This is a genomic window from Marinobacter salarius, from assembly GCF_032922745.1.
In the GTDB taxonomy this organism is placed as follows: Bacteria; Pseudomonadota; Gammaproteobacteria; order Pseudomonadales; family Oleiphilaceae; genus Marinobacter.
In genome coordinates, this window is the sequence record NZ_CP136693.1 from 3020278 (window position 1) to 3046026 (window position 25749).

The following is a 25749-nucleotide window of genomic DNA, read 5'->3' on the forward strand; positions in this document are numbered from 1 at the left end:
TCCTTCGTTGGATGTTAGTTTGGGTTCAACCTGGCAAACCAAGGACGGCCTTGGAAAGAATATTGCGTTGGATCTCGTTCGACCCGCCGTAGATCGTTGTCGGTCGGGCCTTGTAGAAGCTCGCCAGAACGTCCACGCTGACGTTGCCGATCTGAAGCGGACTTATTGTGCCGCCATCGGGGCCGGCAGCCTCGATCATCAGTTCGGTAATGCGCTGAAAGCACTCAGTCACCCAGATCTTCAGCATCGAGACATCCGCACCCAGCGTTTCGCCACGCTTAAGCTGATCCGCGAAACGGGCATAAAGCGCGGCGTGGTCTTCAACGTCGAGCGCGGCTTGGGCAAAGCGGTCACAGAACACTGGATCGTCAAAGGCGCCGCGGCACCGAGCAAAGCTTTCAAGCTGCCCCAGGGCGTTCTGGGCAAGGCTTGGCGAACCTATGAAGATACGCTCGAAACTCAAAAGCGCCTTGGCCATCGTCCAGCCCTTGTTTAGCTCGCCAACGAGGTTCTCGCACGGAGTGCGGGCATTGTCGAAAAAGACCTCGCAAAACTCGTACTCCCCCGCAAGCGTCCGGATCGGACGCACATCGACGCCAGGCTGATCCATCGGGGCCAGGAGAAAGCTGATTCCCTGCTGCTTCTTTGGTGCGCCCGGATCGGTCCGCACCAGCATGAACATATGGGTGGCGTCATGCGCCATCGTGGTCCAGGTCTTCTGTCCGTTGATGACGAAGTCGTCGCCATCGATGCCTGCGCGCGTACGCAGACTGGCCAGATCGGACCCGGCTCCGGGCTCGGAATAGCCCTGACACCAGATGTCCTCGCAGCTGAGGATGCGCGGCAGCCAATAGTCTTTTTGTTGCTGGGTGCCGAACTTGATAATCAGCGGGCCGACCATCTGCACACCCATGTCGCGCCCGCGGTTCACCCCCCAACGCTGCTGCTCTTCGTAAAAGATCAGTAGCTTGGCGGCATTCAGCCCCATGCCGCCATACTCAGCAGGCCAGGCAGGAGCCACCCAACCCTTGGCGTGCAGCTTGCGGTGCCAATGCTCGATCTCCACGAATTTCGGACGGTGCGGCAGATGACGCAGCTCTTCGGGGTATTCCGTTTCAAAGAAATGACGCACTTCCTTGCGGAATTCTGTATCACTCATTGCGTTCCAGTCCGCCATCATGCAGCCCCCTCTTGTTCACGTGCCTTGAACCACATCCGCCTGTGATAGGTGTCGTCGCCCAACCAGGCCGACAGTACCAGCGCCCGGTTCAGATAAAGCCCGATATCGAACTCGTCGGTATAGCCAACTGCCCCGTGCAGCTGAACCGCATCCCGCGTGATCTTCTTTGCGGCCGTGACAGCCCGTGCCTTGGCGCGGCTGGCGAGACGCTTGCGGACCCCCGGATCTGTTTCGTACTGCATCCGGGCCAGAACTTCGCGCACACCCGCCTGTGCAACCTCACGCATGATATTCAGGTCCACGGCGCGATGCTGAAGGATCTGAAAGGAACCGATGGGCTTGTCGAACTGCTCACGGGTCTTGATGTAGTCCAGAGTGATTTCAAAAGCGCGATCACTCAGGCCGACGAGCTCGGCCGCGGCAAGCGCCGTTGTATCGCTGATTGCTTCGCTGAGCGCCTCTGTTACGGCGTTGCCCCGGGCAAGTTCCTCGGCCGGAGTCGCCGAAAACGAAAGCTCACCCATCGCACTACCGTCAGCCTGCAGGCGATTTTCGACGGAACATCCGTTTGTGGTGGCCTCGACCAGGACCAGGACAGGACCATCGTCCCCCCGGGCCACAACAAGGAAACCATGTGATCCGGCCGCGCCGACGACCCAGGCCTTGCTGCCGGTCAGCTTTCCATCTGCGTAGCGGCATGCCGCATCGCCAGGCGCCCCACCCGAGCCACGTTCCTGCCAGGCCACCGGCAGGACAGTGTCACCGCTGATCAGTTGCGCCACCTTCGGATGATCCGGGCAAAGCCGACGCAGAAGGCCAAGGCTCAGCCCGATCGTCATTACCACCGGTTCGGGGGCAATCACGCGGCCGACCTCCTCCGCGATAACACCCCCGGCGGCCAGCCCAATGCCTAGCCCGCCATTCACTTCGGGCACCGCCACACCGAGAACCCCGACCTCGGCCAGTTCGTGGACCATCTCCGGATCCCAGGTGCCACCGGCATCACGCAGTTTTCTGGCCCTCCCGCTTCCGCCAGCCCGTTCAAACAGGGTGCGGGCGCTCTCACGCAGCAATCGAAGGTCGTCCTGGTCGCTGGAAATCATATCAGTCTGTGTCATTTTGTTTTCGCTGGATCATCACGGAGGTGTCAGTTGAAAAAACGATCTCGCCCTTGGGGTTCTTGGCACTGAGCGTATAGTGCAAAACACCTCGGTCGGGCTTGCTTTTGGACGGTGTGACCGAGTTGACCTTCATGTCGATATCGAGGGGTTCATTCGGGCGGACAGGCCGCAGCCAGCGCAGATTGTCGAAACCGATCCCGCCGATATTAGCGACATTAACCATCATTTCCGTCATGACAGGCTTGAACACCTCAAGCATCGTCTGAAAGCCCGAGGCGATCAGGCTGCCATGTAGGGTGGTCGCATAGTCCTCGTCGGTGTGCAGCCGTTGCGGATCCCACTCTTCGGCGAACGCCTTTATAGCAACCTCGCTCATCGGGACGCTGCGAAAGCGAAAGACCTGCCCCGGGTTGAAATCATCAAGGTATTTCAAGAGCCCCCCTCCTCTGAAAAACCGGAATCGTACCCCTTCGAACCCTTGGAGATTCGAACGCGGTTGAACTCTTCCAGTTTCGGGTAGGTTTCCTTGAAGGCCGTCAGGAATTCTCCCATCGGCGCATCGAAATACAGCCCCCGGTCTTTCACATATTCCATGTGCCGGTGGTTCTCTTCATCGAACTCATGGAACAAGGCATCGTGATAGCCGTCGAAGACCAGCGGCTTGACCCCGAATCGTTCACATAGCTCCATATTGAACGCAGGCGTGACCTTGTAAGGCTCACCTTCCAGCCACAATTGAACGTAGCCGTGATAGATGAAGAGGTCGGTCCCCATCAGTTCCTGCAATTTTGGTGTATTCAGGTGGTTGCGCACATCCGCAAACCCCAGAGCGGCGGGGATACCAACGGCACGCAGGCAGGCCGCAAGTAGGATTGCCTTGGGAACGCAAAACGCCGCTTCTGCCCTGGCAACTCGGCTGGCGCGATAGGAGTCTTCATCCAGGGCGAAACAATAAGGATCATAACGGATATTATCGCGAACCGCCTCGAACAGGCGGATTGCCTTGTCGCGTCTGGATGCATCCGGCGGAAGATCACGCAACGCAGAGGACACGAAGTCCTGCACTTCACCGCTATCGCTTTCTATAAAATGCGATGGCATGACATAGCGCTCCGTCTCTGTCGGCAGGTTGTCTTTAGACTTTGCCATTTCCCTTCTCCACTTTCTAACAAATGTTAGAATAATAATTTATAGCCTTCCCGTCAACGAGATTTATTCTGTCTCCTGCACGCCCAAGTCATAATGGGCAGTACCTATCCAACAGCCTTATCCTGAATCACTGACCCTGCACCTCAATACACCCACCGGGGCATGATCTAAGCCAATTGTCGCCGTCGATGTCGAGTTCCGAAGCGAAGGTGGCTCGCGACCAGCCCAGCATCGCGGAAAGCATCTGACCGGTGGCGTTCATGTCGTTGTCGATCGCGCGTTTGACGGGCACAAGCACCTTGACTTATGGTTTCCAAAAGGAAAAGTCTGAATAACCGCCGATTTTCTCCAGCGTCCCCGCTGGAGCCAGCATAGATCGGAAAATTCAGGCGCAACCCTCTATTTGTTTATGTGTTTTTTGCCGTTTCCCGCCATTTTGGCGGAAAACAAGCACAATGGCCCTGCGTCAGCAGGAATCTTCCACCGATCAGCAAGTTACTGCAGGCGGTTTGAATTCTTGTCCAGGCCACGATAGCGGACCTTGTTCTAGCCGAACACCTGCTCGATGCACCGGAACGGATGCTCCGCTTTTGAGCGGATACTGGTTTTGATTTTGTCGGCTTTAACCTTCTCAGCATCCAGCGTTTTCCGTGTACCAAGGCGCTTGGCGATGAACCAGGAGAGATTCTTGCGATGCTTGTGATCGGATCGCCTTTGGATGTCAAGGTAGCCAGCATCACCAAAGACTCGTTGCTCTTCGCTGTGCATTAGAATGCCAGAGGGACGATGTCATGAACGTTGGCAGCGGTGGTGTCGATGCTGAGGATAAGACCCAGCGTGTCGTCGAAGCCGATGTGTATTTTCATCCCGAAGCGCCATTGGTTGCCCTTACGAGTCTGGCGCATTTCCGGATCTCGTTCGCCCTTTCGTTCTTGGAACTGGGCGCGGAATTGATCGTAGCATCAACAATGTAGCCTTCGCGCAACATGAGGCCGTTTTTCTCAAGGTGCTTGTTCACCCCTTGGAACAGGACCTTGCCAAGACCGTGTTGCTCAAGAAAATGACGGAACTTGAGGATCGTGGTTTCGTCCGGTAAGCGCTCTAGCCTCAGACCGGCGAACTGGCGCATGAATTCGATCTCGTAGAAGGCATCTTCCATGGCCGGGTCACTGAGGTTATAGAACAACTGCGTGCAGTCAACGCGCAGCATGGCAGGAAACGGATAAGGAGGTCGCCCGGTCTGGCCCTTGGGGTAATAACGAGCCACCTTAAGTTTTTCAAGTTCTTCGATTTGGATTCGACCGCTTTAGCGGTCTTTGAATTCGGGTTTTCGTTTTTCCGAAAACGCTTTCATCGCCTCGGGAAAGTCGTGCGCGCACAGCAGAACGCTTTGGGTATCGCGCTCGATGTCCAGCGCCTCCAGATAACGACACTCTGCTGAGGCGCGCATCACGCGCTTGGCTGTCTGTACGCCGAACATCGGATGGGGGGCAATCTCGCAAGCGATCTCAAACGCGCGCTCCTCGACCTGTTTTGCCGGAACGCACTCTTCCACGACACGCAGATCCTTAGCGGTGCGCCCGTCAATCTCACGACCTGTGAGAACAAGCATCCGCGCCACACCTGCGCCGGCGCGCTGCTGGAGCAACCAGCTCGACCCTGTGTCCGGACACCCACCGACACGGGCAAAGACCTCGCACAGCCGGGCATCTTCGGCGGCCACGACGATGTCCGCCGACAAGGCCAGGCTCAGACCGGCACCATAGGCGACACCGCAAACAGCCGAAATCAGCGGCTTGCGGAAGAGATAGGCGGCGCGACCCCCGTCGTGAACCTTGTCGACCATTTCGGATGTTGCCCTGGCCCCCTTGGCGATCTCGGCCTGGAAGCCGACAAGATCCCCCCCGCTGCTGAAGTGCTCGCCACCGGTCATGACCACAGCACGGATCGCATCGTCCCGTTCGGCGTCGCGCAGATACGCCACCAATTCCTCGACGAATGCGATGCTGTAAGGGTTGCGTTTCTTTGGCTGAATAAAGCGCAGGATGCCAACCGGGCCATCCCTGTCCAGGCGAATAAGGTCGGTCATTTCAATCTCCTTCAGGTTCCGGTCCAGACCGGTGCGCGCTTTTCGGCAAAAGCCTTTGGGCCTTCGATCGCGTCATTACTGGCATAAACGACCTCATGCAGGCGCTTGCCCTCTTCCAGACCGCCTGCGCAGCCCAGATCCATGGTGGCGCGAACGCTCCCTTTGGCCGCGACGACAGAGAGCGGTGCCGCCTCAGCAACGCGTTTCGCAAGATCGAACGCTCGTGCGCGCACTGCGTCCGGCGTGTCCTCTAGATAATTGGTGAATCCATACTTATGCAGCCGCTCGATGGGCATCAGGGCGCCGGTCAGAACGATTTCCATGAGGATAGGTTGTGGCAGCATCGATAGCGCCGGAGCCGCCCAAGGCGACCCACGCCCGATTTTGACCTCGGTAATGCCGACCTTGGTGCCCTTGAGGCCAACGCGAAGATCGCAGTTCAGGGTCAGCATCATGCCACCTGCCATCAAGGATCCGGTCATGGCGGCAACGATGGGCTTCTTGCAGGCGCGCATCGTTTCATGAAACGGGTCACGCATTTTCGTCAGAATATCGACACCCTCATCCCGCGAAATCTGCATGGCTTCCTTCAAATCCAGCCCGGCGCTGAAGACCCCGCAATCGGCAGAGGTCAATATTGCGACGCGGACACTGTCGTCGGCTTCAATTTTCTCCCAGGCATCGGTCAGCCCATTCGTTGCGGCCACCGACAGCGCGTTTTTACGCTCGGGTCGGTTGATACAGACCGTTGCAATACCGCTTTCAATCGTCACGTCGATAGGGTTCATTAGCCACGCCTCTTCCGCTCGGAAATTTATCGGCATTTATGCCGTCCAACTCCCCCGCGGCTGGAACGCCGCGGGGGAGTTGGACACTTATTCGACTATTTGACGGAGAACGTCGCCGAGTTTTCCTTGACCACATCCCACACCACATCGGTATACCCGGCGCTCCAGTCGGTCAGCGGAACCCAGGTTTCGCCATCCCACTGTTCAATGCGCGTCTTACTGCTGCCGCCATGATCCAGGGGTGTCACCGTTACCGGAGCCATCAGGCCATTGGCATCGAAGTTTTCGATCGACTCATAGCCCGCCTTCATGGCCTCCGGCGTCAGCGGCCATCCGTTCTCCTTGATCGCCAGACGCGCCGCCTCATGCGCCGTTGCCTGGATCGCAAGGCCCATGTTGTAATAAACGTCGCGAACATTAGCTTCGGGGCCACTTCCCTTGCCCTCGGCATAGTAGGTCTCCAGCATCGTCTGGATGATTGGGAAATCCTGCCCGCCGGCAACATTGCTCGCGCGCAGGATGCCCTTGGCCTCTTCCTCGCCGATATTGCGGATATCGACCTCGTTCATCCAGTGAACAGACAGGTAGCGGTCAATCGGGAAGCGGTTGCGGCGCATTTCCCTAGACGCAACCACATGCCCGCCCGCCAGAAGCCAGCTGATCACATAGTCCGGCTTGTCGCGGCGAATCCTGCTCCAGGCACCGGATTGGTCTGTTCCCGGCAGCGGTACCGGATAGAGCTCCAGTTCAAAGCCCTCTTTCTCTGAAAGGGTTTTCAGAATCTCGATCGGCTCCTGACCGAACGGATAATCCAGATAGATGAAGCCAATCTTGGCATTTTCCAGATCGCCGCCCAATTGCTCCTTGATGAAGGCAACGTCGTTGGCCGCCTGCTGCCAGTAGGTTGGACCGACCGGGAAAACCCATTCGAACACCTCACCATCCACCGCATCACCGCGACCCGTAAAGGCTTGCGCCAGGATATTGCCGTCTTTCATGGCACGCGGTAAAGCCGCGTTCGTGACCGGCGTGGACAGAAAGTAGAAGTGGAAAACACCTTCACGCTTGAGCTGCTCATAGCATTCCACGCCACGCTGCGGTTCGTTGCCGTGGTCGCGCACGATGATTTCAACGGGATGGCCCTCGATGCCGCCGTTGTCGTTGGTGTACATCGCGAGATCCCGTGCCGCCTGGGCGACCTGGGGCGAAATGAAGGAATAGGACTTGCTGAGGTCGAAGCAGAGGCCGAATTGGATCGACTCCTCGGCTTGGGCGAATGTAGCTGACGCGCCTGATGCGAGCACCATGGCGAGGGCCACTGCTTTGAGTTGCTTTTTGTATTTCATTTTTCTCTCCTTTTAGATTTAGTGCAGAGCGTTCTTTTCTTGTTCGGACGCTCTGCCCTGCGTGCCACTTTGCCTTCTGCTACCTGACTGTCATTGCCCGTATTTCGCTGAACTTTCCTTGACCACGTTCCACACCACATCGGTATACTCGGCGTTCCAGTCGGTCAACGGAACCCAGGTTTCGCCATCCCACTGTTCAATGCGCGTCTTAGCACCGCCGCCGTGGTCCTGGGGTGTCACGGTTACCGGAGCCATCAGGCCATTGGCATCGAAGTTTTCGATCGACTCATAGCCCGCCTTCATGGCCTCCGGCGTCAGCGGCCATCCGTTCTCCTTGATCGCCAGACGCGCCGCCTCATGCGCCGTTGCCTGGATCGCAAGGCCCATGTTGTAATAAACGTCGCGAACATTAGCTTCGGGGCCACTTCCCTTGCCCTTGGCATAGTAGGTCTCCAGCATCGTCTGGACGATCGGGGTATCCTGCCCGCCAACAACATTGGTCGCGCGCAGGATGCCCTTGGCCTCTTCCTCGCCGATATTGCGGATATCGACCTCGTTCATCCAGTGAACAGACAGGTAGCGGTCAATCGGGAAGCGGTTGCGGCGCATTTCCCTAGACGCAACCACATGCCCGCCCGCCAGAAGCCAGCTGATCACATAGTCCGGCTTGTCGCGGCGAATCCTGCTCCAGGCACCGGATTGGTCTGTTCCCGGCAGCGGTACCGGATAGAGCTCCAGTTCAAAGCCCTCTTTCTCTGAAAGGGTTTTCAGAATCTCGATCGGCTCCTGACCGAACGGATAATCCAGATAGATGAAGCCAATCTTGGCATTTTCCAGATCGCCGCCCAATTGCTCCTTGATGAAGGCAACGTCGTTGGCCGCCTGCTGCCAGTAGGTTGGACCGACCGGGAAAACCCATTCGAACACCTCACCATCCACCGCGTCACCGCGGCCGACAAAGGATTGCATCAGGATATTGCCGTCTTTCATGGCACGCGGTAAAGCCGCGTTCGTGACCGGCGTGGACATGAAGTTGAAAATAAAAACACCATCTCGCTTGAGCTGCTCATAGCATTCCACGCCACGCTGGGGTTCGTTGCCGTGGTCGCGCACGATGATTTCAACGGGATGGCCCTCGATGCCGCCGTTGTCGTTGGCGTACATCGCGAGATCCCGAGCCGCCTGGGCCAGCTGTGGCGTGATGAAGGAATAGGACTTGCTGAGGTCGAAGCAGAGGCCGAATTGGATCGGCTCCTCGGCTTGGGCGAATGTAGCTGCCGCGCCTGATGCGAGCACCATGGCGAGGGCCACTGCTTTGAGTTGCTTTTTGTATTTCATTTTTCTCTCCTTTTCGATTCAGTGCAGAGCGTTCTTTTCTTGTTCGGACGCTCTGCCCTGCGTCCCACCTTGCCTTCTGCTACCTGACTGTCATTGCCCGTATTTCGCGGAACTTTTCTTGACCGGGCCCCGCCCGATCGCGTCCCGGCAGCGGCACGGGGTAGAGCAGGAGCTCAAGCCCCCTTTCTCGGACGGTGTCTGGAGAATCTTGATCGGCTCCCTACCCCCAATAGGTTGGGCCGCCCAGATAGACCCATTCGAAAACAGTGCCGTCCACGGCATCGCCACGCCCTACCAGAGACTGCATGAGAATGCGTTCGTCTTCCATCACGCGCGGCAGGATCGCCAGAGATACCGGCGTCGAGCGCGTATCGAAGCCAAAGTCGCCCTCGCGGCTGAGCCTAGAATAGCACTCGATACCACGCTGCGGTTCGTTGCCGTGGTCACGGACAATAACCTCGACCAGTTCTCCACCAATCCCGCCCTTCATGTTGACAAGCTTCGCCAGATCCATGGCCACCTGCGAAATCTGCGGCAAGGCAAAAGTATAGGCCTTGCTGAGATCGTAGCAGACGCCAACTTTGAATGGCTTCGCCAAAGCCTGAGGGCCGAACATCACGCTGCCTCCGATCAAAAAAGCGGCTAACACCCTAGTAAGTCGTTGCATCTTATTCTCCCAGAGGATTTTCGTGAAAACTTCAGCTCAGCCAACGCTTACGCCGGCTGTAATGCTTGACATTGTGGAAATCGGTGCCTTCCCCGCCGCCAAGATAGAATTCCTGAATGTCGGAATTGGATTTGAGTTCTTCGGCCGTACCATGCATGACGACCCGGCCGTTTTCGATCAGATAGCCTTCCGAAACGATCTCCAGAGCGGCCAGGGCGTTCTGCTCCACAAGCAGGACCGACACGCCCTCCTCTTGGTTAATCTTTTGAAGGATGTCAAAGATCTCGCTCACCAGGAATGGCGCAAGTCCGAGACTCGGCTCATCAAGCATTAGAAGGCTAGGCTGGGTCACAAGCGCGCGGCCAATGGCAAGCATCTGCTGCTCACCGCCTGACAGATAGCCCGACTGCGAATTTCGGCGCTCGGCAAGCCGGGGGAAATAGTTGTATATCTTCTCTTTTTCCACATTTAGCACTGAACGGGACATCCCCAACGGCGCCGCTGCGGTAAGGTTCTCGTCCGGTGTCAAATGTTCAAAAACATGCCGCCCTTCGACGACGTGACAGATGCCCATTCCGACGCGCTTTTGTGCGAGAACTTCGGTAATATCCGTCCCATTAAACTTTATTTCCCCTCGACTGATACGTCCGCGTTCAGCTTTCAAAAGACCACTGATCGCTTTCAAGGTTGTGCTTTTTCCCGCTCCGTTCGAGCCCAGAAGCGCAATCATCTTGCCCTTTGGCACCTGAACCGAAACGCCTTTGATCGCCAGCATAACGTTATCGTACAGCACCTCGACACTGTTCATCGACAAGATGGACTGAGCTTCAACTTTTTCTTGCATCGGCATTTTTATTTACTTCCTTAGCTGATCGAAGGGCCAGACCATCAGATAATCCCTGACGTTGCCGTAGAGCTTTCCCAACCCCAACGGTTCGATCAGGAGAATTATGACGATCAGCGCACCGTAAATGGCATTCGGGATATGGGCGAGCGTTTCATCAGTGACCTGCATGCCTAACCCCCCGCTTGCCGCAACGACAAGACCGTTCACCAGGCCCGGTGCAAGCAGAATCAGGGCAACCCCGAAGTAAGAACCGATAATGCTCGACAGTCCGCCGACAATCACCATCGCAAGCACCTGGATCGACACGCCCACCGAAAACTGTTCCGGCGTGGCCAAGAAGAAGAATGTCGCAACCAGCAAGGCTCCACTGACCCCCGCAATAAACGACGATGTCGCGAAGGCCAGGATCTTGTAGTAGAAACTGTTCACACCCAGAATCGCGGCGGCAAAGTCTTTCTCCCGCACGGCGACCAGCGCACGCCCCAACCCGGTGCGTTTGAGGTTCAACATTAAGATCGTCACCAACACGCACCATCCGAAGCCGACATAGTAATAGCCAACATCAGAGGTTATCTCCTGCCCAAGGAGCGCGAACGTTGGAGACTGGAGCGACGCGTGTGAACCCCCCGAAATAGTTGGTGAATGGTTCAGCACCCAGTCCATTACGAACTGCATCGCGAGGGTAGTGAGCGCGAGATAGAGACCTTTCACCCGCAATGCGGCGAAAGCGAACAGGCTACCAATAACCGATGATGCCAGCCCACCAATGAGAAGGGCGAATTCCCAAGGTACCCCGAAGCGCACGGCGTGGACCGCTGAATACGCTCCGACGGCCATGACAGCCGCGTAGCCCAAATGAAGCTGGCCGGCCCACCCCGTCACCAGGTTCAGGCCCAGAGCGGCCGCCGTCCAGAGCAGCCAGGGCAGCATGTAACTGTTCAGGTAAAGCGACGGTATGATGAACGGTGCCGCCAATCCAAACAGAAGAAAGAATACAGCCAGGTTCCGATCTGCTGGAACCTTGAAGATACGGCTATCTGAAGCGAAACTGTCGTAGTGAACGCCGGAAAGTCGATAAAACATCCCTTACACCCTCTCGATATCGTGGCGGCCGAACAGTCCGTGCGGACGGATCATGACCGTAAGAATTAGGACAGCGGCAACGATGAGTTCACGGCTCCCGCCCCCGACAAACTGATCGAGAAATTCCGCGCCGACGTTTTCAATGATGCCGATAATTACACCCGCAATCACCGCACCCAGAATACTGTCCAGGCCACCAAGAACAGCGACTGTCAGACCTTTGAGAAGCAATATCGACAACGACTGATCGACCCCCTGAATTTCGCCCCAGATCACACCTGCCCCAACAGCCACAAGTGATGCAAGCGCCCAGGACAGTCCGACTCCACGCTCAACCGAAATCCCGACCGACCACGAAGCCATGTAATCATCCGCTATCGCCCGTAATTTGATCCCGGTCCGGGTCCTAAAGAACAGCATAAAGGCGGCGAATAGAGAGAGCGCAACTCCGGCGCCGAGGAGATGGATGCGACTGATGAAGATGTCGCCCATTAACAGTGGTTCATAGCTAATACCCAGGTTCATCGAACTTGACGTCCCACCCCAAATGGCAAGCGTTGTGCCGATGAGGAAAATGTCGATGCCAAGTGTCATCATCAGGATCATGACAACAGGGCGGCCCGCCAGGCGCCTGAGGGCAACGCGCTCAATACCGAAGCCCATGCCGAACATGATGACTGCAGCGAGCGGGATGGCCAGCCACAGCGGCATTCCCGCATCTCTCGACAGCGCAAGAACCACATATGCCCCAAGCATCGTCAGACCGCCCTGCGCCAGATTGGGCACCGAGGATGCCTTATAAATCAGCACAAGACCAATTGCGACAAGCGAATACAGAAGCCCCGTAAGGGCACCGTTAATCGCCAGCTCAGTTAAAAAAATCCAGTCCATTTAAACCTCCCGTACAGGAAGGGTTCTGTCGACCCCCCCGGTTTCGCCAGTTTCGTAAGTCACCTGCGCACTGAAATGGATCTCTTTTGAGCCATCATAGAGTGCAGCGATCACATCAGCGTAGCGTTCCTGCACAACCTTGCGACGCAGTTTCCTTGTCCGGGTAATTTCTCCGTCGTCCGGATCGAACTCCTTCGGCAGGCTGACGAAACGTTTCAGGTGCAGCGGCTCGGGGATAACCTTGTTTACTCGCTCGAAAGCCTCGTGCAGAAGCATGGCCACTTCGTCCCGCTGAGACAAATCGGAATACGACACGTAAGGCACTCCGTTCACCTCGGCCCAGTGTCCCACCGATTCGAAATCCATACAGACCATTGCCGTCAGTTCGTCCATACCGGCACCGACCACTGCGGCATCCTTTATATACGGGCTGAATTTCAGCCGGTTCTCGATATAGTTGGGCACATAGCGTTCACCGCTTGACGTGTGCATGACCTCGGAGACACGCCCCAGCACGACAAGGTGGCCGTTCTCCTCCAGATAGCCAGCGTCGCCGGTATGCAGCCACCCTCCCTCCAGGGCAGCGGCACTCGCATCGGGTTTGTCGAAATACCCCTCGAACACGCTATCCGAGCGCACCAGGATTTCTCCATCCTCCCCGATTTTCACCTCAACGCCCGGCACGGGCTTGCCAACAGTATGCAGGCGTACTTCACTTGGTGACTGAATTGCGTTAATTGCGCTGTTCTCGGTCTGACCGTAAAACTGGCGCAGCTTGATCCCCAGGGCGCGATAAAAGACAAAAGTGTCTTCGCCGATCGCCTCGCCGCCAGTGAACGCATTCTTCAAGCGGCTCATGCCGAACTGGTCCTTGATCGGACCGAAGATGATCGCCTCGCCCAACAGTCGGCCTAACGGCTCCAATGCGCCGCCACTCTTGCCGTTCAGTTTGCGTGTTTCGGCGGCAATGGCCCGATCCATGAAAAAGTGGTACAACCACTTCTTCAACGGCGTTGAATCCTCCATTCCAACCTGGATTGTTGTCAGCATCTGGTCCCAGCTTCGGGGTGCCGCCAGGTAGAAAGTCGGCGCAATTTCGCGCATGTCCCGAACGACCGTTTCCTGCCGCTCCGGCACACTAACGGTGAAGCGCAGAAGCAGCGCGGCCGCGACGGTGATGGCGTAATCGCCCACCCACGCTATCGGCAGATAAGCAAGAATTTCCTCGTTCTCGTCGAAGGCCCCGGCGGCATGACCATTGCGCGCCGCGGCCAGAACGTTCTTCTGGCTCAAAACGATGCCCTTTGGCTTGCCGGTTGTCCCCGACGAATGTAGAAAAATCGCCGGATCTTCGGGCTTGGTCCGATGCGTGAGTTCTTCGCGCCGATGTGGATCGTCGTTGAGGTCGTGCCGACCAACTTCGATCAGATGATCCCAGGACATGAGGCCATCGACCTCATAGAATCCAAGACCGCGCACTTCATCATAAATGATGTGGGCGATGCCTCCAGCGCCTGCTTCCTTCAGCTCAAGGATCTTGTCCACCTGCTCCTGATCTTCCGCAATAGCCGCGACGATCTCGACTTCGCCAAGAAAATGCTGAAGTTCGTCGATCGTCGCTCCCGGATAGGCAGGCATGGCAAAGCCCCCGAGCAGCGCGACCGCAAGCATACCGCAGTAAAGCCGGGCGCGGTTGTCACCCAGGATCAGCACGGCCTTGCCCGGCGCGACACCAAGTTTTTCAAGACCGGCCGCGCACTCAAGAACCTCTTCGGCATACTCAGCCCAAGTGGTTTCCTCCCAGATGCCGCGTTCCTTTTCGCGAAGCGCGATATCTCCTCCGTAGTTTGAAGCGTTCCAGGCCAGCAAAGCGCCGAGTGTGTTGCCTTCCGAAGACTGTATTTTTGCTCCCTCAACCATGAGCCCCTCCGATATATGTCTCGATGACCCGGGGGTCGTTTACAACGTCCCTCGGAAGGCCGCTAGCAATCATCTCACCGTAGTTCAGCGCAAGCATCCGGTCGCAAATGCCGATAATGACATCCATATGGTGCTCGATCAGCAAGACGCTGACGCCCCGTTCGGCCCGCGCGTCCAGAATGAAGCGCGCCATATACCCCTTTTCTTCCTGGTTCATGCCGGCCATCGGCTCGTCGAGAATCAGCATTTTCGGCTCCGCTACCAGAGCCCTCGCAAGCTCGACCCGCTTTTTTAGCCCTATTGGAAGCCCATCGACCAACTCGTGCCGGATGCTCTCAAGTTGCAGAAACTCGATCACCTCCTCGACGATCTCGCGATTCTCGATTTCTTCATGCTGCGCGGCCCACCAATAAAGCGCCGTACGCAAAACGCCTGGTTTCATGTAGATGTGCCGACCGAGCAGGATGTTGTCGAGAACACTCATCCCATTGAACAGAGCGAGGTTCTGGAACGTTCGGGCAATGCCAAGTTTTGCAACTTTGTGGGGTGCTGTGCCCGCGATATCTTTTCCGGCCAGCCGGACAGTTCCCTCGTTTGGCGGGTAAAACCCGGTGATCGCGTTCGTAAGTGTTGTCTTCCCACTTCCATTTGGACCAACGAGGCCAAAAATTTCACCCGGGCGAATAACGAAATCCACGCCTGTGACGGCGACAATGCCGCCGAACCGACGCTCGATCCCGCTGCACTCTAATAGCGCCCCGTCTCCGACATGGGTTGTGGTTTGATTATTTTTAGTCATCTAATCTCCAGTGCCGATTGTTGTTTTATTTGTCGTCATCTAGATATCACAATCAGTTTCGGCGCACATGTCACGCACTCGTCATGCAATCCGAAAGTAGTCCGGCCGACCTGTTGGCCAGGGATCCCCCCACATCTGCTGCCCACCGTCGATGTTAAGCACTTCACCAGTTATGAATTTTCCTGAATTGGCGGCCATATAGGCAACCGCTTCGGCGACATCCCATTCATCCCCTGCGTGCCGCATCGGATTAGAATCCTGAAAGGTTGCCGCGCCATCCTCAGGGTAGCGACTAAACCCGGAGCTCTCACAACAGCCTGGCGCCACGCAATTCACACGAATGTCATGGGGCGCCCACTCCACCGCGACCGATTTGGACAGAAAAATCACCCCTGCCCGAGCCGCGCACGTATGTGCGATGCCGGGCATGCCGCGCCAGATGTCGGCCACGATGTTAACGATCGAACCTGGTTGCTTGTGCTCAACCCAGTGGCGCGCAGTGGATTGCATAACCCACCAGGTACCGTTGAGGTTAGTATCTATGACCGCGCTCCAGCCCTTCGGGGAAAAGTCCAGCGCGGCCTGTGGAAACTGCCCCCCCGCGTTGTTCACCAGAACGTCAATCGAACCGAATTCTTGATTTACCTCACCGACAAACTCCGTGACCTGTTCGGGATCCCGGATGGTCATCGTCCTGGCAAAGACTTTGGCGCCCAAGCTTTCGAGAAATTCCTTGGCCGAAGCCAGCTTTTCCTCGTCGCGTCCATTGATCGCAAGGCTGGCACCCAACCTGGCGAAGAGGGCCGCAATCGCCAGCCCCAAACCACCGCCTGCGCCGCTTACAACAACGGTTTTGCCCGCAAATAAATCACCGGAATACACGGTCGAACGTGTAGCCAAACTCTCTCGTGAAGACCCGAACTGCGACTTACTCATGCTTCCTCCCTTGCCCATTCAGGGTAGCTCTTTTAATCTAACACGCGTTAGAAAATTGTCAAGACGACAATCCTCCCTGCTCCCGCCAATTACTTCTGGTCAGTAAGACTTTGGAAGCCCAAGCGCTTTTTCCGCGATGAAAGACAAAAGCATCTGTGGCGTCACAGGCACGATGCGGAACAGCAGTGCCTCCCTTACCAGACGCTCAACATGATATTCCTTGGCGTACCCGAAGCCGCCAAAGGTAATCTGCGCGGCTTCGGTTGCTTCGACAGCGGCATCTGCGGCCAGAAGCTTGGCTGCGTTCGACTCTACTCCGCACGCCTCTCCCGAATCGTAAAGGGCGGCGGCATGCATCACCATGAGATTGGCGGCTTCCACCCGTGCCCAGGCCTGAGCCAGCGGATGCTGAACGCCCTGATTCTGGCCGATCGGCCGCCCAAAGACCACACGCTCGTTGGCGTATTGCGCCGCACGCGCCAGAGCGTTGCGCGCGATGCCAATGCATTCGCCAGCCACGAGAATGCGCTCGGGGTTCAACCCGTGCAGGATCTGCCGGAAGCCCTTACCTTCTTCTCCGATCAGGTCCTGGGCCGGAATCGGCAGGCCGTCGATAAACACCTCATTCGAGTCGACTGCCTTGCGGCCCATCTTCTCGATTTCACGCACATCCACGAAATTGCGGTCGAGATCCGTATAGAACAAGCTCAGCCCCTCGGTCGGGTCGATCACATCCTCAAGCCGTGTGGTCCTTGCCAGAAGCAACATCTTGTCGGCCACCTGGGCGGTCGAAATCCAAACCTTCTGGCCATGCACGACATACCTGTCACCCTGTCGCACTGCCATGGTTTTCAGCTTCGTAGTATCCAGACCCGTGGTCGGCTCGGTCACGGCGAAACAGGCCTTTTCATCACCGGCAATCAAGGGGGGTAGCATTCGGGCGCGCTGCTCACCGGTTCCGAACTTCACTACCGGGTTGAGGCCAAATATATTCATGTGCACAGTCGAGGCCCCGCTGGCACCACCTCCCGACTCCGCGATCGCCTGCATCATTATGGTCGCCTCGGTAATCCCCAAACCGGCACCGCCGACCGCTTCCGGCATGGCGATTCCAAGCCACCCGCCGTCGGCCATCGCTCTGTGCAGTTCATGAGGAAAATCACCGGTGCGATCCCGCTGCAACCAGTAATCATCGTCAAACTGCGCACATATTCGAAGGATCTGGCTACGAATTTCTTCCTGCTCATTCGTCATCCGAAAAGTCACTACGTATCTCCTGGCCCACAAGCCCTGCCTCATGCAGAGCTGTGATGCGGGCATCGTCAAAACCAAGATCGCGCAGAATCTCGCGGGAATCTGCTCCCGGTGGCCGCCCCAGCCAGCGCAATTCGCCTGGCGTGGTGCTCAGATGCGGGACCGGACCGACGACCTGCGTCTGCTCGCCCGCGACCGACACGATGTCTCCGCGATGGCGTATCTGCTCATTCATCGTGATCTCCTCGACGCTCAGCACCCGTGAGGCAACCGCATCATGGCGGGCGAATTCCGCCTCAACCTCGGCAAGCGTGCGCTGCGTGACGAAATCATTGATGGCATCAAAGACCACGGCCATATGGCGGGACATCAGGCCAAGGGTCGCAAACCGCGGGTCTTCGGCCAGCGCATCTCCGCCCACCGCCCGCAGCAGTCGCTGGGCCGTCTCTGCGCTGCCTGCGGAAACGGTCAGCCACACCCCGTCAGATGTACGGAACATGCCGCCAGGTGCAAAATCCATCGGTTGGCGCAAGCCATTGCGCTGGGGTGAAAGGTTCGCGCCTGTCAGCGCGGGCACCGGATAGTCCATCAACCGAAGCAGCGACTCGAACACCGCAAGATCGACAACCTGGCCGCGTGCAACCCCTTTTTCCCGCGCAAACAAAGCAATCATAATGCCCAAAGCGCCCATCAATCCTGTTGTGCTGTCGGCCGCAGGAAATCCAGGATGCATCGGCGGCCCATCGGCAAAGCCGGTCAGGTGGGCGAGACCGCTCATAGCCTCTGCCGCGCGCCCAAAAGCGGGCACATCCCGCATCGGGCCCTCCTGTCCGTAACCCGACACGCGCAGTACAATCAGATCCGGGTTCCACTCATGTAAAGTGTCCGGCCCGACACCTGCCCGCTCAAGCACGCCGGGTCGGAAATTTTCGACAAGCACATCGGCACCTTCAACCAGCCTGCGCAGGATGTTCCGGCCTTCGTCCGACTTCCAGTCCAGACTCAGAATTTTCTTGTTGCGGCCAAGTGTCTTCCACCAGACGCCGACCCCGTCCTCTGCCTTGGGGCCGAGGTCGCGCATCATGTCCGTCCGGTCGGGCGCCTCGATCTTGATGACATCCGCACCGAAATCAGAGAGCAGAGCTGACGAAAGAGGCCCGGCGATAACGTGGCCAAGCTCGATGATTTTCAGTTGATGAAGTGGGCTGGTCATTCGCTCTCCATGGTATTATTCTAACGTTTGTTAGAATAATACCGGCGCAGAAGACAAACCTCAAGACATGGGGCGAATGGCGAGTGCCCGCCACCAATGAAGCCACTGCCCGGGACGCGAGGGCGCACTATACGCACGAAAGCGCGCAACCTGCAGGAATGTCCCCCGAACGCATGAGGACGACGTGCTGCGTTTTATTGAAGATCCCGCCGCCCCTTCACCAACAATCAGGGGGGGGGGGGAGCGCGACCTGCGGATGACCAAAGTGCAGCAGAAGATCTCAGGTTGTTTTCGCTCCTGGGAGGGCGCCGAGATCTTTTGCCGGATGCGCAGCTTCCTCTCGACCGCGGTCAAGCAGGACCGGTTGGCATACACATTGGAGCAGCTATTTGCTGGTGAATTGCCGGATTTCATGCAACAGAACGACCTGAATCAGGCTGCGTGACCTGAATAGTTGCCAATCATTAATCCTCTGTTTGGCAGATCGTTGATTTTAGGGGTATGGCTCACATACGTTTAGCGACCTCTTCGAGCATGACCTCGCTGGCACCGCCGCCGATGGCCTGAACGCGGGCATCGCGCGACATGCGTTCCACGGGTGTTTCGCGCATGTAGCCCATGCCGCCATGGAACTGAACACAGTCGTAGAGCACACTGTTCACCAGTTCACCACAATAGGCCTTGACCATCGAGACCTCCTTCACGCAATCGCGGCCCGCGGCATCCAGTGCCGCGGCGTGATAGGTAAGCTGCCGCCCCGCCTCGATCCGCGTCTGACAATCCGCCAGCCGCTGGCGCACCGCCTGCTTGTCCCACAGCACGCCGCCGAAGGCCTTGCGCTGCTTGACGTAGTCCACCGTCATGTCGAGCGCGGTCTGCGCCTCGGCGCAGGCCACCGCGCCCAGCACGATCCGCTCGTTCTGGAAGTTCTTCATAACCGAGTAGAAGCCTTTGTTCACCTCGCCCAGCACGTTCTCAGTCGGGATGCGCACATCCTCGAAGATCAGCTCGGCAGTGTCCGAGCACAGCCAGCCGGTCTTGTTCAGCGCCCGGCCAACCGAGAACCCCGGCGTGCCCTTTTCGACCGCAAACATGGTGATCCCGCGCGAGCCCTTGGCGTCGGGGTCGGTCTTAGCACCAACGAAGTAGAGGTCGCCATGCACGCCGTTGGTGATGAACATCTTGGTGCCGTTGAGCACCCAGTCCGAGCCGTCCTGCACGGCACGGCTGCGCATTCCCGCAACATCAGAACCGGCACCCGCTTCGGTTACGGCCACGGCGGCGATCTTTTCGCCCGAAGTGATCGACGGCATCCAGCGCGCCTTCTGCTCGGGCGTGCCGGCATTTTCAAGATGCGGCGAGGCCATATCGGTATGCACCAGAACCGTGGCCGAAAAGCCGCCGAAAGTGGAGCGGCCGACCTCTTCGGCCAACATGACGCTGGACATCACATCCAGTCCTGCGCCGCCAAATTGTGGATCATAGCGCATTCCCAGCACGCCAAGATCACCCATCCGGCGCAGCACGTCGCGCGGCACCATGCCATCCTCTTCCCAGGGCTCGCCGTTGGCCGTCACTTCCGTTTCGATGAACCGGCGCAACTGCGCCCGGATCATCTCAAGGTCTTCGTTGAACGGGCCTGCTGCCGCGCTGATGGGGTCTTGCCTGGTCATCGGGCTTCCTCCTGATCAAGTTTTATAAGTGGCGCCTGCCCGGCGACCGTATCACCCGGTGCGCAATAGATATCGGCAACGATGCCCGAAACTGGGGCGGTCAGGCTTTGCAGAAGTTTCATCGCCTCAAGCACCACCAGCGTGTCACCAGCCGCCACGCGGTCTCCGACGGCAACGCGCAGTTCGTCTACCGCTCCGGGCATCGGCGCAACGAGCGTGTCAGCCCCGCCGGTTTTTCCCGAGGCGGCTTGAAAATATCTGTCCTCCAGCGTTTCAAGGGCAAAACCGGCCAAGCCGTCGAGTGTGGAAAGGTGCACCTGCCAATGATTTTTCGCGCGGCACAGATGGGCAATGTACTCGCGGGGAATGCCGTCGATGCGCGCGGTCAGACGCCCTTCTCCCAGCTTGGCCGCTTCGGTGGCGAGACCAGCACCATCGGGCAATATTATCGATTGTCCATATCCGTTGCTTTCCACCCGGATCGGCTCGTCATCGCCCGAAGCCCAATAATATGCCGCCCCCGGCCGGCCCGCAGGCGCAATCAGACGCCACGCGCCAAGCGTTTGCCACGGGGTGTTGCCATCTTGGGGGGTCAAATGCAGATGCAAAGCCAGCGCCGCCAGCGCGCGGCTTTGCGCATCGGGTTCGGGCGGCCTCCATCCGCCCGGAAACAGCTCGGCCAGTCCCGCAGTATGATGCCGGAGCGCGGCAAAATCCGGATGTGTCAGCAAGGCGCGCTGAAACGCGAGGTTCAGCCCCACCCCGCCCGCGGCGAAGCGATCAATCGCGGCCACGGTTTCGCGGATCGCCTGTGCCCGGTCCGGGGCATGGACGACCAGCTTCGCCAGCATGGAATCGTAATGGTGGCTCACAACCGAGCCTTCGCCGACCCCGGTATCGAGCCGCACACCCGAGGGCGGCACCCAAAGCGTGATCGTGCCGGTTTCGGGCTGGAAATTCCGGGCAGGGTCCTCGGCGGCAATGCGAACTTCGATAGCGTGTCCGTCGAAGCGCAGATCGGATTGCCCAAAGCCCACCGCCTCGCCCCGCGCGATGCGCAATTGCCATTCGACGAGGTCGATTCCGGTGACTGCCTCGGTCACGGGATGCTCGACCTGGAGGCGGGTGTTCATTTCGAGGAAGTAATATTCGGCGCGCTCAGGATCATAGAGATATTCCACCGTTCCGGCAGAGCGGTATCCGATCGCCTGCGCAAGCCGCACGGCCGCGGTGCGCATGTCATCGCGCAGATCGTCGGGCAGGTCCGGGGCCGGGGCCTCTTCGATCAGCTTCTGGTGGTTGCGCTGAAGCGAACAGTCTCGGTCGCCCAGATGCACCACGGTCCCGTGGGTATCACCGAGTATCTGCACTTCGACATGGCGGGCTCGCGCGGCAAACCGTTCCAGGAACACCGCCGGATCGCCGAATGCACCCTGCGCTTCGGCCCGGGTGGAGGCGATCGCCTCGGGCGCGTCGGCCATGTCGGTGACAAGGCGCATTCCGCGCCCGCCGCCGCCGGCGCTGGCCTTGACCAGAAACGGCGTGCCAAGCGCCTTGGCTTCTTGCAGCAGGCGCGTATCAGACTGATCGACGCCGCGATAACCGGGCAGCACCGGCACCCCTGCGGCTTCGGCAGCGGCTTTGGCCTCGATCTTCGATCCCATGCGGGCAATGGCGCGGGCTTCAGGGCCGATGAATACCAACCCCGCCGCTTCGACCGCCGCCGCAAAATCGGCGTTTTCGGACAGAAAGCCATAACCGGGATGCACGGCATCCGCACCGGTGGCGCGTGCGGCCTCAAGGATTGCCGCGACGTTCAGATAGCTGGCAGATGGGGTGGCGGGGCCGATGGAGACGGCGTGATCCGCCTCGACCACAAAGGGCGCATCGCGGTCGGCTTCTGAAAAAACGGCCACCGATTCCAGGCCCAACTTGCGGCACCCGCGCTGGATGCGCCGGGCGATTTCGCCCCGGTTGGCAATCAGGACGCGGATGAAACTCATTTCACCCTCCACGAAGGCACGCTCTTGTTGAGGAAACTATTGATGCCTTCAACGCCTTCCTCGGTTTCCCAGGCATCGGCCAAACGGTCAGCGGTGTAGATCATATCGGTTTCAAGATCGTGGTCCGCGACATAGGCGATCAACGCCTTGGTATCCGCCACCGCACCGGGCGCGGCCTGAAGGTGATCGAGCACTACCCGTTCAACGGCGGCATCCAACGCTTCGGGGACGGCGACTTCGGTCAAAAGGCCAATCCGTTCGGCCCGTGCACTATCGAACAACGCCCCTGACAACATGGTTTCACGCGAATGTACCTTGCCAATGCGAGCGACCACATAGGGCGAGATATTCGCGGGCAACAGCCCCAGCGTGACCTCGGTCAGACCGAACCGCGCCCCTTCTGCGCCGATGGTATAGTCGCAGACCGAAATCATGCCGACCCCGCCACCATAGGCCGGCCCGTTGATCCGCCCGACCAGTGGCTTGGGAAGCGTATCGAGACGGCGCAAAAGCTGCGCAAGCGTTGCGCTTTGTTCGACCCGCTCCGCACGGGTCTTTTCGATATTCGAGGCGAACCAGTTGAAATCCCCCCCGGCGCAGAAGCTCTTGCCGGCACCGGTCAGGACCACGATGCGCACGCTGTCGTCGGAAGCCAGCCGCCCAGCCGCGTCGTAAAGTTCGGCGATCAGCCTGCCGTTCAGAGCATTGTGTTTCTCCGGCCGGTTCAGGGTTATGGTGGCGACGCCACGCACGTCGGTCTCGAGCTGGATGGTTTCATAAATTGTTGTCATGTCATCGGCCTCACATTCTGAATACTGGCGTGTAGCGCCCTGCTTCAGGCACCGAAGAGACAATGGCCAGGCACAGACCCAGTATATCGCGGGTCTGGCCCGGTTCTATCAGCCCGTCATCCCACAGCCGCGAGGTGGCATAGTAAGGGTCGGACTGCTCGGCGTATTGCGCGCGCACCTGTGCCTCGATTTCCGCCATGTCGGCATTCATCTTTTCAGGACCACCGCCCTTCTGGCGACGCAGTTCCAGCATCACGTTGGTTGCGATGTCGGCGGACATGGTGGCAAGTTCCGCCGTGGGCCAGGCAAAGAGGAAATTCGGCGCGAAGCCGCGACCGCACATACCGTAATTGCCCGCGCCATAAGACCCGCCCAGCAGGACCGACAGGCGCGGCACCTTGGCCACGGACATGGCATAGACCAGCTTGGCGCTGTTCTTGGCGATGCCGCCGCGTTCGGCCTCTGTCCCGACCATGAAGCCGGAGATGTTGTGCAAGAACAGAAGCGGGATATTGCGCTGATCGCACATCGAAACAAACTGCGCGCCCTTCAGCGAACTTTCTGACAACAACGCGCCGTTGTTGGCCAGGATCCCCACGCGATAGCCGTGTATGCGCGCGGTGCCACAAACCAGCGTCTCGCCCCAGGCGGGCTTGAATTCTCGGAACCCCCCCCCGTCGATCATACGCAACAGAACCTCGCGCATGTCATAGGGCTGTTTTCGGTCGGCACTGATGACCCCAAGCAGTTCCTCGGGGTCACGCGCTGGCGGTTCGGGGGCCGCGTCGGGATGCAACGGGCGCGTCTGGCCCAACTCGGCCACAATGTCGCGCATCAGCGCGAGCGCGTGATACTCGTCCCCGGCCAGGTGGTCGGACACGCCCGAGACGCGCGAGTGCATCTCGGCGCCCCCCAGCGTTTCGCCATCAACCTCCTCGTTGATCGCCACTTTTACGATCGAGGGGCCGCCCAGATGGATACGCGCATTGCCGCGCACCATGATGACCTCATCCGACAGAGCTGGGATATAGGCGCCACCCGCCGTGCAGCCGCCGAACACTGCCGAGATCTGCGGCAACCCGCTGGCCGACATGTTGGTCTGGCGATAAAAGGAATTGCCGAAATGGCGGGCATCGGGAAACACCCGGTCCTGCTCGGGCAGATATGCGCCGCCGCAATCCACCAGATAAAGGCAGGGCAGCCGGTTGTCCGCCGCGATTTCCTGTGCACGGATGTGTTTTTGCACCGTTTCGTGATAGAAGGAGCCGCCCTTCACCGTGGCGTCATTGGCGATCACCACACAAGGCAGGCCGTGGACGATCCCTATGCCGGTCACAATCCCCGCGCCGGGCACCTCGCCGCCATATTGCCCGTAGGCCGCCAGCGACGACAGCTCCAGAAACGCCGTGCCCGGATCCACCAGCAGGTCGATCCGTTCGCGGACCAAGAGCTTGCCGCGCTTGCGGTGACGCTCGGTCATGTCGGGGCGCCCGCCCGACGTGGCCTTGGCAATCCGCGCGCGTAATGTCTCGACGCGCTGGCTTTGTGCCGCGTAGTTTCGCGCGTAAACTTTTGATGCGGTCAGCACCGTTGTTTCAAGACGAGCCATGTATCAGGTATCCTATCTTTCAAGTATTCCGTTGAGGAACACATCGGCGTAGGTCCGTGATAGCGCCTCTGCGCTGCCGCGGTCCGGATCGAACCATTCAAGTGTGGCGTTCAATGCACCGATCAGCATCAGACGCAGGCGGCGGATATCCACGTCGCGTTGCAGCGCCCCGTTTTTCTGAAGCCGGGACAACAGGGCGTCCCACTCGGCCTCATAGGCACGGCGCGTGGGTAGATTGGCATCGCGGACGGATTGCGGTACCTGCCCGAAAATGCGCACATTGGCCGAAGAATAATCGCTGACCTCCAGGAGCGCGCGCAAATGCGCCCCGATCGCCGCCCTCAAGGCCGCCTCGGCGCCGGTATCCGTAGGCAAGACGGCAATGGCCTGACGCATGCTCTCGTGAACGGCCTCGATACCGGCGTCGAGAACGGCCGCGACGATCTCGTCCTTGGAGCCGAAATGGTAATAGATGCTGCTCGCCTTGATCCCTGCGGCCTCGGCGATTTTTCTGAGCGACACGGCCCCATAGCCTTGTTCGCGGAAAAGCCGCGCCGCAACATTGAGCACGCCATCACGCCCGACGGAGGTGCGCGGCGTATCGCTGACCTTGCTCACTGTGGTATCGGCCATGGAACCCCTTTTTGGTTGGTACATTTTGGTACATCACCTAACTAACGTATGTTAGGTAAATGGCCACCATAAGTCAATTGTCCCGGCCCCGCGGTATCATGCGCCCCAGAAGATCGGGGTTCACCCCAACCTTGATCTCCTTACCATTTCCGAAACTCCCCCGCATCTTCCAACCTTTTGATTAAAACGTCACGTCGCAAAAACTTGCCTTGATATATTTTCTAACATGTGTTTGATTTTAGTCAACACTGCAGATGACATTCTTTCGGGAGAATAAAATATGTCCAGACAGAACCGACCTGCTACGGCTGATCTGGAAGCCATCCGTGCAAACTATTCGCTGGCCAATGAGCAGCGCCAGGTCGCCGATCATGTGGACCGGGTGTCGCGCGAGGTGCTTCACCCACTTCAGCCGCACG

The 25749-nt window shown here is 58.5% G+C and carries 26 protein-coding genes; 1 reads left to right on the top strand and 25 read right to left on the bottom strand.

What is annotated here, in order from left to right; all coding sequences use genetic code 11:
• Positions 1–25 precede the first annotated feature (25 nt).
• The 20 genes from R1T46_RS13905 to R1T46_RS14000 all read right to left on the bottom strand — a co-directional run bounded on the left by R1T46_RS13905 (position 26) and on the right by R1T46_RS14000 (position 18621).
• A complete protein-coding gene (locus tag R1T46_RS13905) occupies positions 26–1177 on the bottom strand; it encodes an acyl-CoA dehydrogenase family protein (RefSeq protein WP_228301474.1) in 1152 nt (383 codons plus the stop codon).
• On the bottom strand, positions 1177–2298 hold the full coding sequence (locus R1T46_RS13910) for an acyl-CoA dehydrogenase family protein (protein ID WP_100690112.1): 1122 nt from the start codon (positions 2296–2298) through the stop codon (positions 1177–1179). Before R1T46_RS13910 ends, R1T46_RS13905 begins: the two co-directional genes overlap by 1 nt.
• Positions 2285–2734, bottom strand: a complete 450-nt coding sequence (locus tag R1T46_RS13915; protein ID WP_100690111.1) for a MaoC family dehydratase — start codon at positions 2732–2734, stop codon at positions 2285–2287. The genes R1T46_RS13910 and R1T46_RS13915 overlap by 14 nt, the downstream gene beginning before the upstream one ends.
• Positions 2731–3450: a transglutaminase-like domain-containing protein gene (locus tag R1T46_RS13920; RefSeq protein ID WP_213480001.1), complete on the bottom strand. Its 720-nt coding sequence runs from the start codon at positions 3448–3450 to the stop codon at positions 2731–2733. The genes R1T46_RS13915 and R1T46_RS13920 overlap by 4 nt, the downstream gene beginning before the upstream one ends.
• Positions 3451–3996: 546 nt before the next feature.
• Positions 3997–4218, bottom strand: coding sequence for a hypothetical protein (locus tag R1T46_RS13925; protein ID WP_227521172.1), 222 nt, complete (start codon positions 4216–4218; stop codon positions 3997–3999).
• The gene (locus R1T46_RS13930; RefSeq protein ID WP_227521171.1) at positions 4218–4316 is read right to left on the bottom strand and encodes a hypothetical protein; all 99 of its coding nucleotides are present in this window, start codon (positions 4314–4316) and stop codon (positions 4218–4220) included. Before R1T46_RS13930 ends, R1T46_RS13925 begins: the two co-directional genes overlap by 1 nt.
• Positions 4313–4717: a transposase gene (locus R1T46_RS13935; protein ID WP_227521170.1), complete on the bottom strand. Its 405-nt coding sequence runs from the start codon at positions 4715–4717 to the stop codon at positions 4313–4315. The genes R1T46_RS13930 and R1T46_RS13935 overlap by 4 nt, the downstream gene beginning before the upstream one ends.
• A gap of 39 nt (positions 4718–4756) precedes the next feature.
• Positions 4757–5539: an enoyl-CoA hydratase/isomerase family protein gene (locus R1T46_RS13940; RefSeq protein ID WP_100690109.1), complete on the bottom strand. Its 783-nt coding sequence runs from the start codon at positions 5537–5539 to the stop codon at positions 4757–4759.
• An 11-nt stretch (positions 5540–5550) separates the two neighbouring features.
• Positions 5551–6363, bottom strand: a complete 813-nt coding sequence (locus tag R1T46_RS13945; protein WP_317305874.1) for an enoyl-CoA hydratase/isomerase family protein — start codon at positions 6361–6363, stop codon at positions 5551–5553.
• A 59-nt stretch (positions 6364–6422) separates the two neighbouring features.
• Positions 6423–7673, bottom strand: a complete 1251-nt coding sequence (locus R1T46_RS13950; protein ID WP_213480000.1) for an ABC transporter substrate-binding protein — start codon at positions 7671–7673, stop codon at positions 6423–6425.
• Positions 7674–7763: 90 nt separating this feature from the next.
• Positions 7764–9011, bottom strand: a complete 1248-nt coding sequence (locus R1T46_RS13955; RefSeq protein ID WP_213479999.1) for an ABC transporter substrate-binding protein — start codon at positions 9009–9011, stop codon at positions 7764–7766.
• A 220-nt stretch (positions 9012–9231) separates the two neighbouring features.
• Complete coding sequence (locus R1T46_RS13960; protein ID WP_213479998.1) at positions 9232–9678, bottom strand: ABC transporter substrate-binding protein; 447 nt, start codon at positions 9676–9678, stop codon at positions 9232–9234.
• Between the two features lie 31 nt (positions 9679–9709).
• A complete protein-coding gene (locus R1T46_RS13965; RefSeq protein ID WP_198515543.1) occupies positions 9710–10528 on the bottom strand; it encodes an ABC transporter ATP-binding protein in 819 nt (272 codons plus the stop codon).
• 6 nt (positions 10529–10534) lie between these two features.
• The gene (locus tag R1T46_RS13970; protein ID WP_213479997.1) at positions 10535–11608 is read right to left on the bottom strand and encodes a branched-chain amino acid ABC transporter permease; all 1074 of its coding nucleotides are present in this window, start codon (positions 11606–11608) and stop codon (positions 10535–10537) included.
• A gap of 3 nt (positions 11609–11611) precedes the next feature.
• Complete coding sequence (locus R1T46_RS13975; RefSeq protein WP_213479996.1) at positions 11612–12499, bottom strand: branched-chain amino acid ABC transporter permease; 888 nt, start codon at positions 12497–12499, stop codon at positions 11612–11614.
• Complete coding sequence (locus R1T46_RS13980; protein WP_100690215.1) at positions 12500–14419, bottom strand: AMP-dependent synthetase/ligase; 1920 nt, start codon at positions 14417–14419, stop codon at positions 12500–12502.
• Positions 14412–15218, bottom strand: coding sequence for an ABC transporter ATP-binding protein (locus R1T46_RS13985; RefSeq protein ID WP_213479995.1), 807 nt, complete (start codon positions 15216–15218; stop codon positions 14412–14414). The genes R1T46_RS13980 and R1T46_RS13985 overlap by 8 nt, the downstream gene beginning before the upstream one ends.
• Before the next feature lie 81 nt (positions 15219–15299).
• The gene (locus tag R1T46_RS13990; RefSeq protein ID WP_100690213.1) at positions 15300–16154 is read right to left on the bottom strand and encodes an SDR family oxidoreductase; all 855 of its coding nucleotides are present in this window, start codon (positions 16152–16154) and stop codon (positions 15300–15302) included.
• Positions 16155–16253: 99 nt separating this feature from the next.
• Entirely contained in the window at positions 16254–17420 is a 1167-nt protein-coding gene (locus R1T46_RS13995; RefSeq protein ID WP_213479994.1) for an acyl-CoA dehydrogenase family protein, read from the bottom strand.
• Entirely contained in the window at positions 17398–18621 is a 1224-nt protein-coding gene (locus R1T46_RS14000) for a CoA transferase (protein WP_317305876.1), read from the bottom strand. The genes R1T46_RS13995 and R1T46_RS14000 overlap by 23 nt, the downstream gene beginning before the upstream one ends.
• A gap of 184 nt (positions 18622–18805) precedes the next feature.
• Between R1T46_RS14000 and R1T46_RS14005 the strand changes: the two genes are divergently transcribed.
• Positions 18806–19066, top strand: a complete 261-nt coding sequence (locus R1T46_RS14005) for a hypothetical protein (protein ID WP_213480021.1) — start codon at positions 18806–18808, stop codon at positions 19064–19066.
• Positions 19067–19127: 61 nt separating this feature from the next.
• On the opposite strand, the gene R1T46_RS14010 is transcribed toward R1T46_RS14005, so the two are convergent.
• Genes R1T46_RS14010 through R1T46_RS14030 form a run of 5 tightly spaced genes read right to left on the bottom strand, consistent with a single transcriptional unit; the run spans position 19128 to position 25330 of the window.
• Positions 19128–20294, bottom strand: coding sequence for an acyl-CoA dehydrogenase family protein (locus tag R1T46_RS14010; RefSeq protein ID WP_100690210.1), 1167 nt, complete (start codon positions 20292–20294; stop codon positions 19128–19130).
• A complete protein-coding gene (locus tag R1T46_RS14015) occupies positions 20291–22297 on the bottom strand; it encodes an acetyl/propionyl/methylcrotonyl-CoA carboxylase subunit alpha (RefSeq protein ID WP_213479993.1) in 2007 nt (668 codons plus the stop codon). Before R1T46_RS14015 ends, R1T46_RS14010 begins: the two co-directional genes overlap by 4 nt.
• On the bottom strand, positions 22294–23088 hold the full coding sequence (locus R1T46_RS14020; RefSeq protein WP_213479992.1) for a crotonase/enoyl-CoA hydratase family protein: 795 nt from the start codon (positions 23086–23088) through the stop codon (positions 22294–22296). Before R1T46_RS14020 ends, R1T46_RS14015 begins: the two co-directional genes overlap by 4 nt.
• Positions 23089–23098: 10 nt before the next feature.
• Positions 23099–24697 (bottom strand): acyl-CoA carboxylase subunit beta, encoded by a 1599-nt coding sequence (locus R1T46_RS14025; protein WP_100690207.1) that lies wholly within the window; start codon positions 24695–24697, stop codon positions 23099–23101.
• Positions 24698–24709: 12 nt separating this feature from the next.
• The gene (locus R1T46_RS14030) at positions 24710–25330 is read right to left on the bottom strand and encodes a TetR/AcrR family transcriptional regulator (RefSeq protein WP_100690206.1); all 621 of its coding nucleotides are present in this window, start codon (positions 25328–25330) and stop codon (positions 24710–24712) included.
• Positions 25331–25749 lie beyond the last annotated feature (419 nt).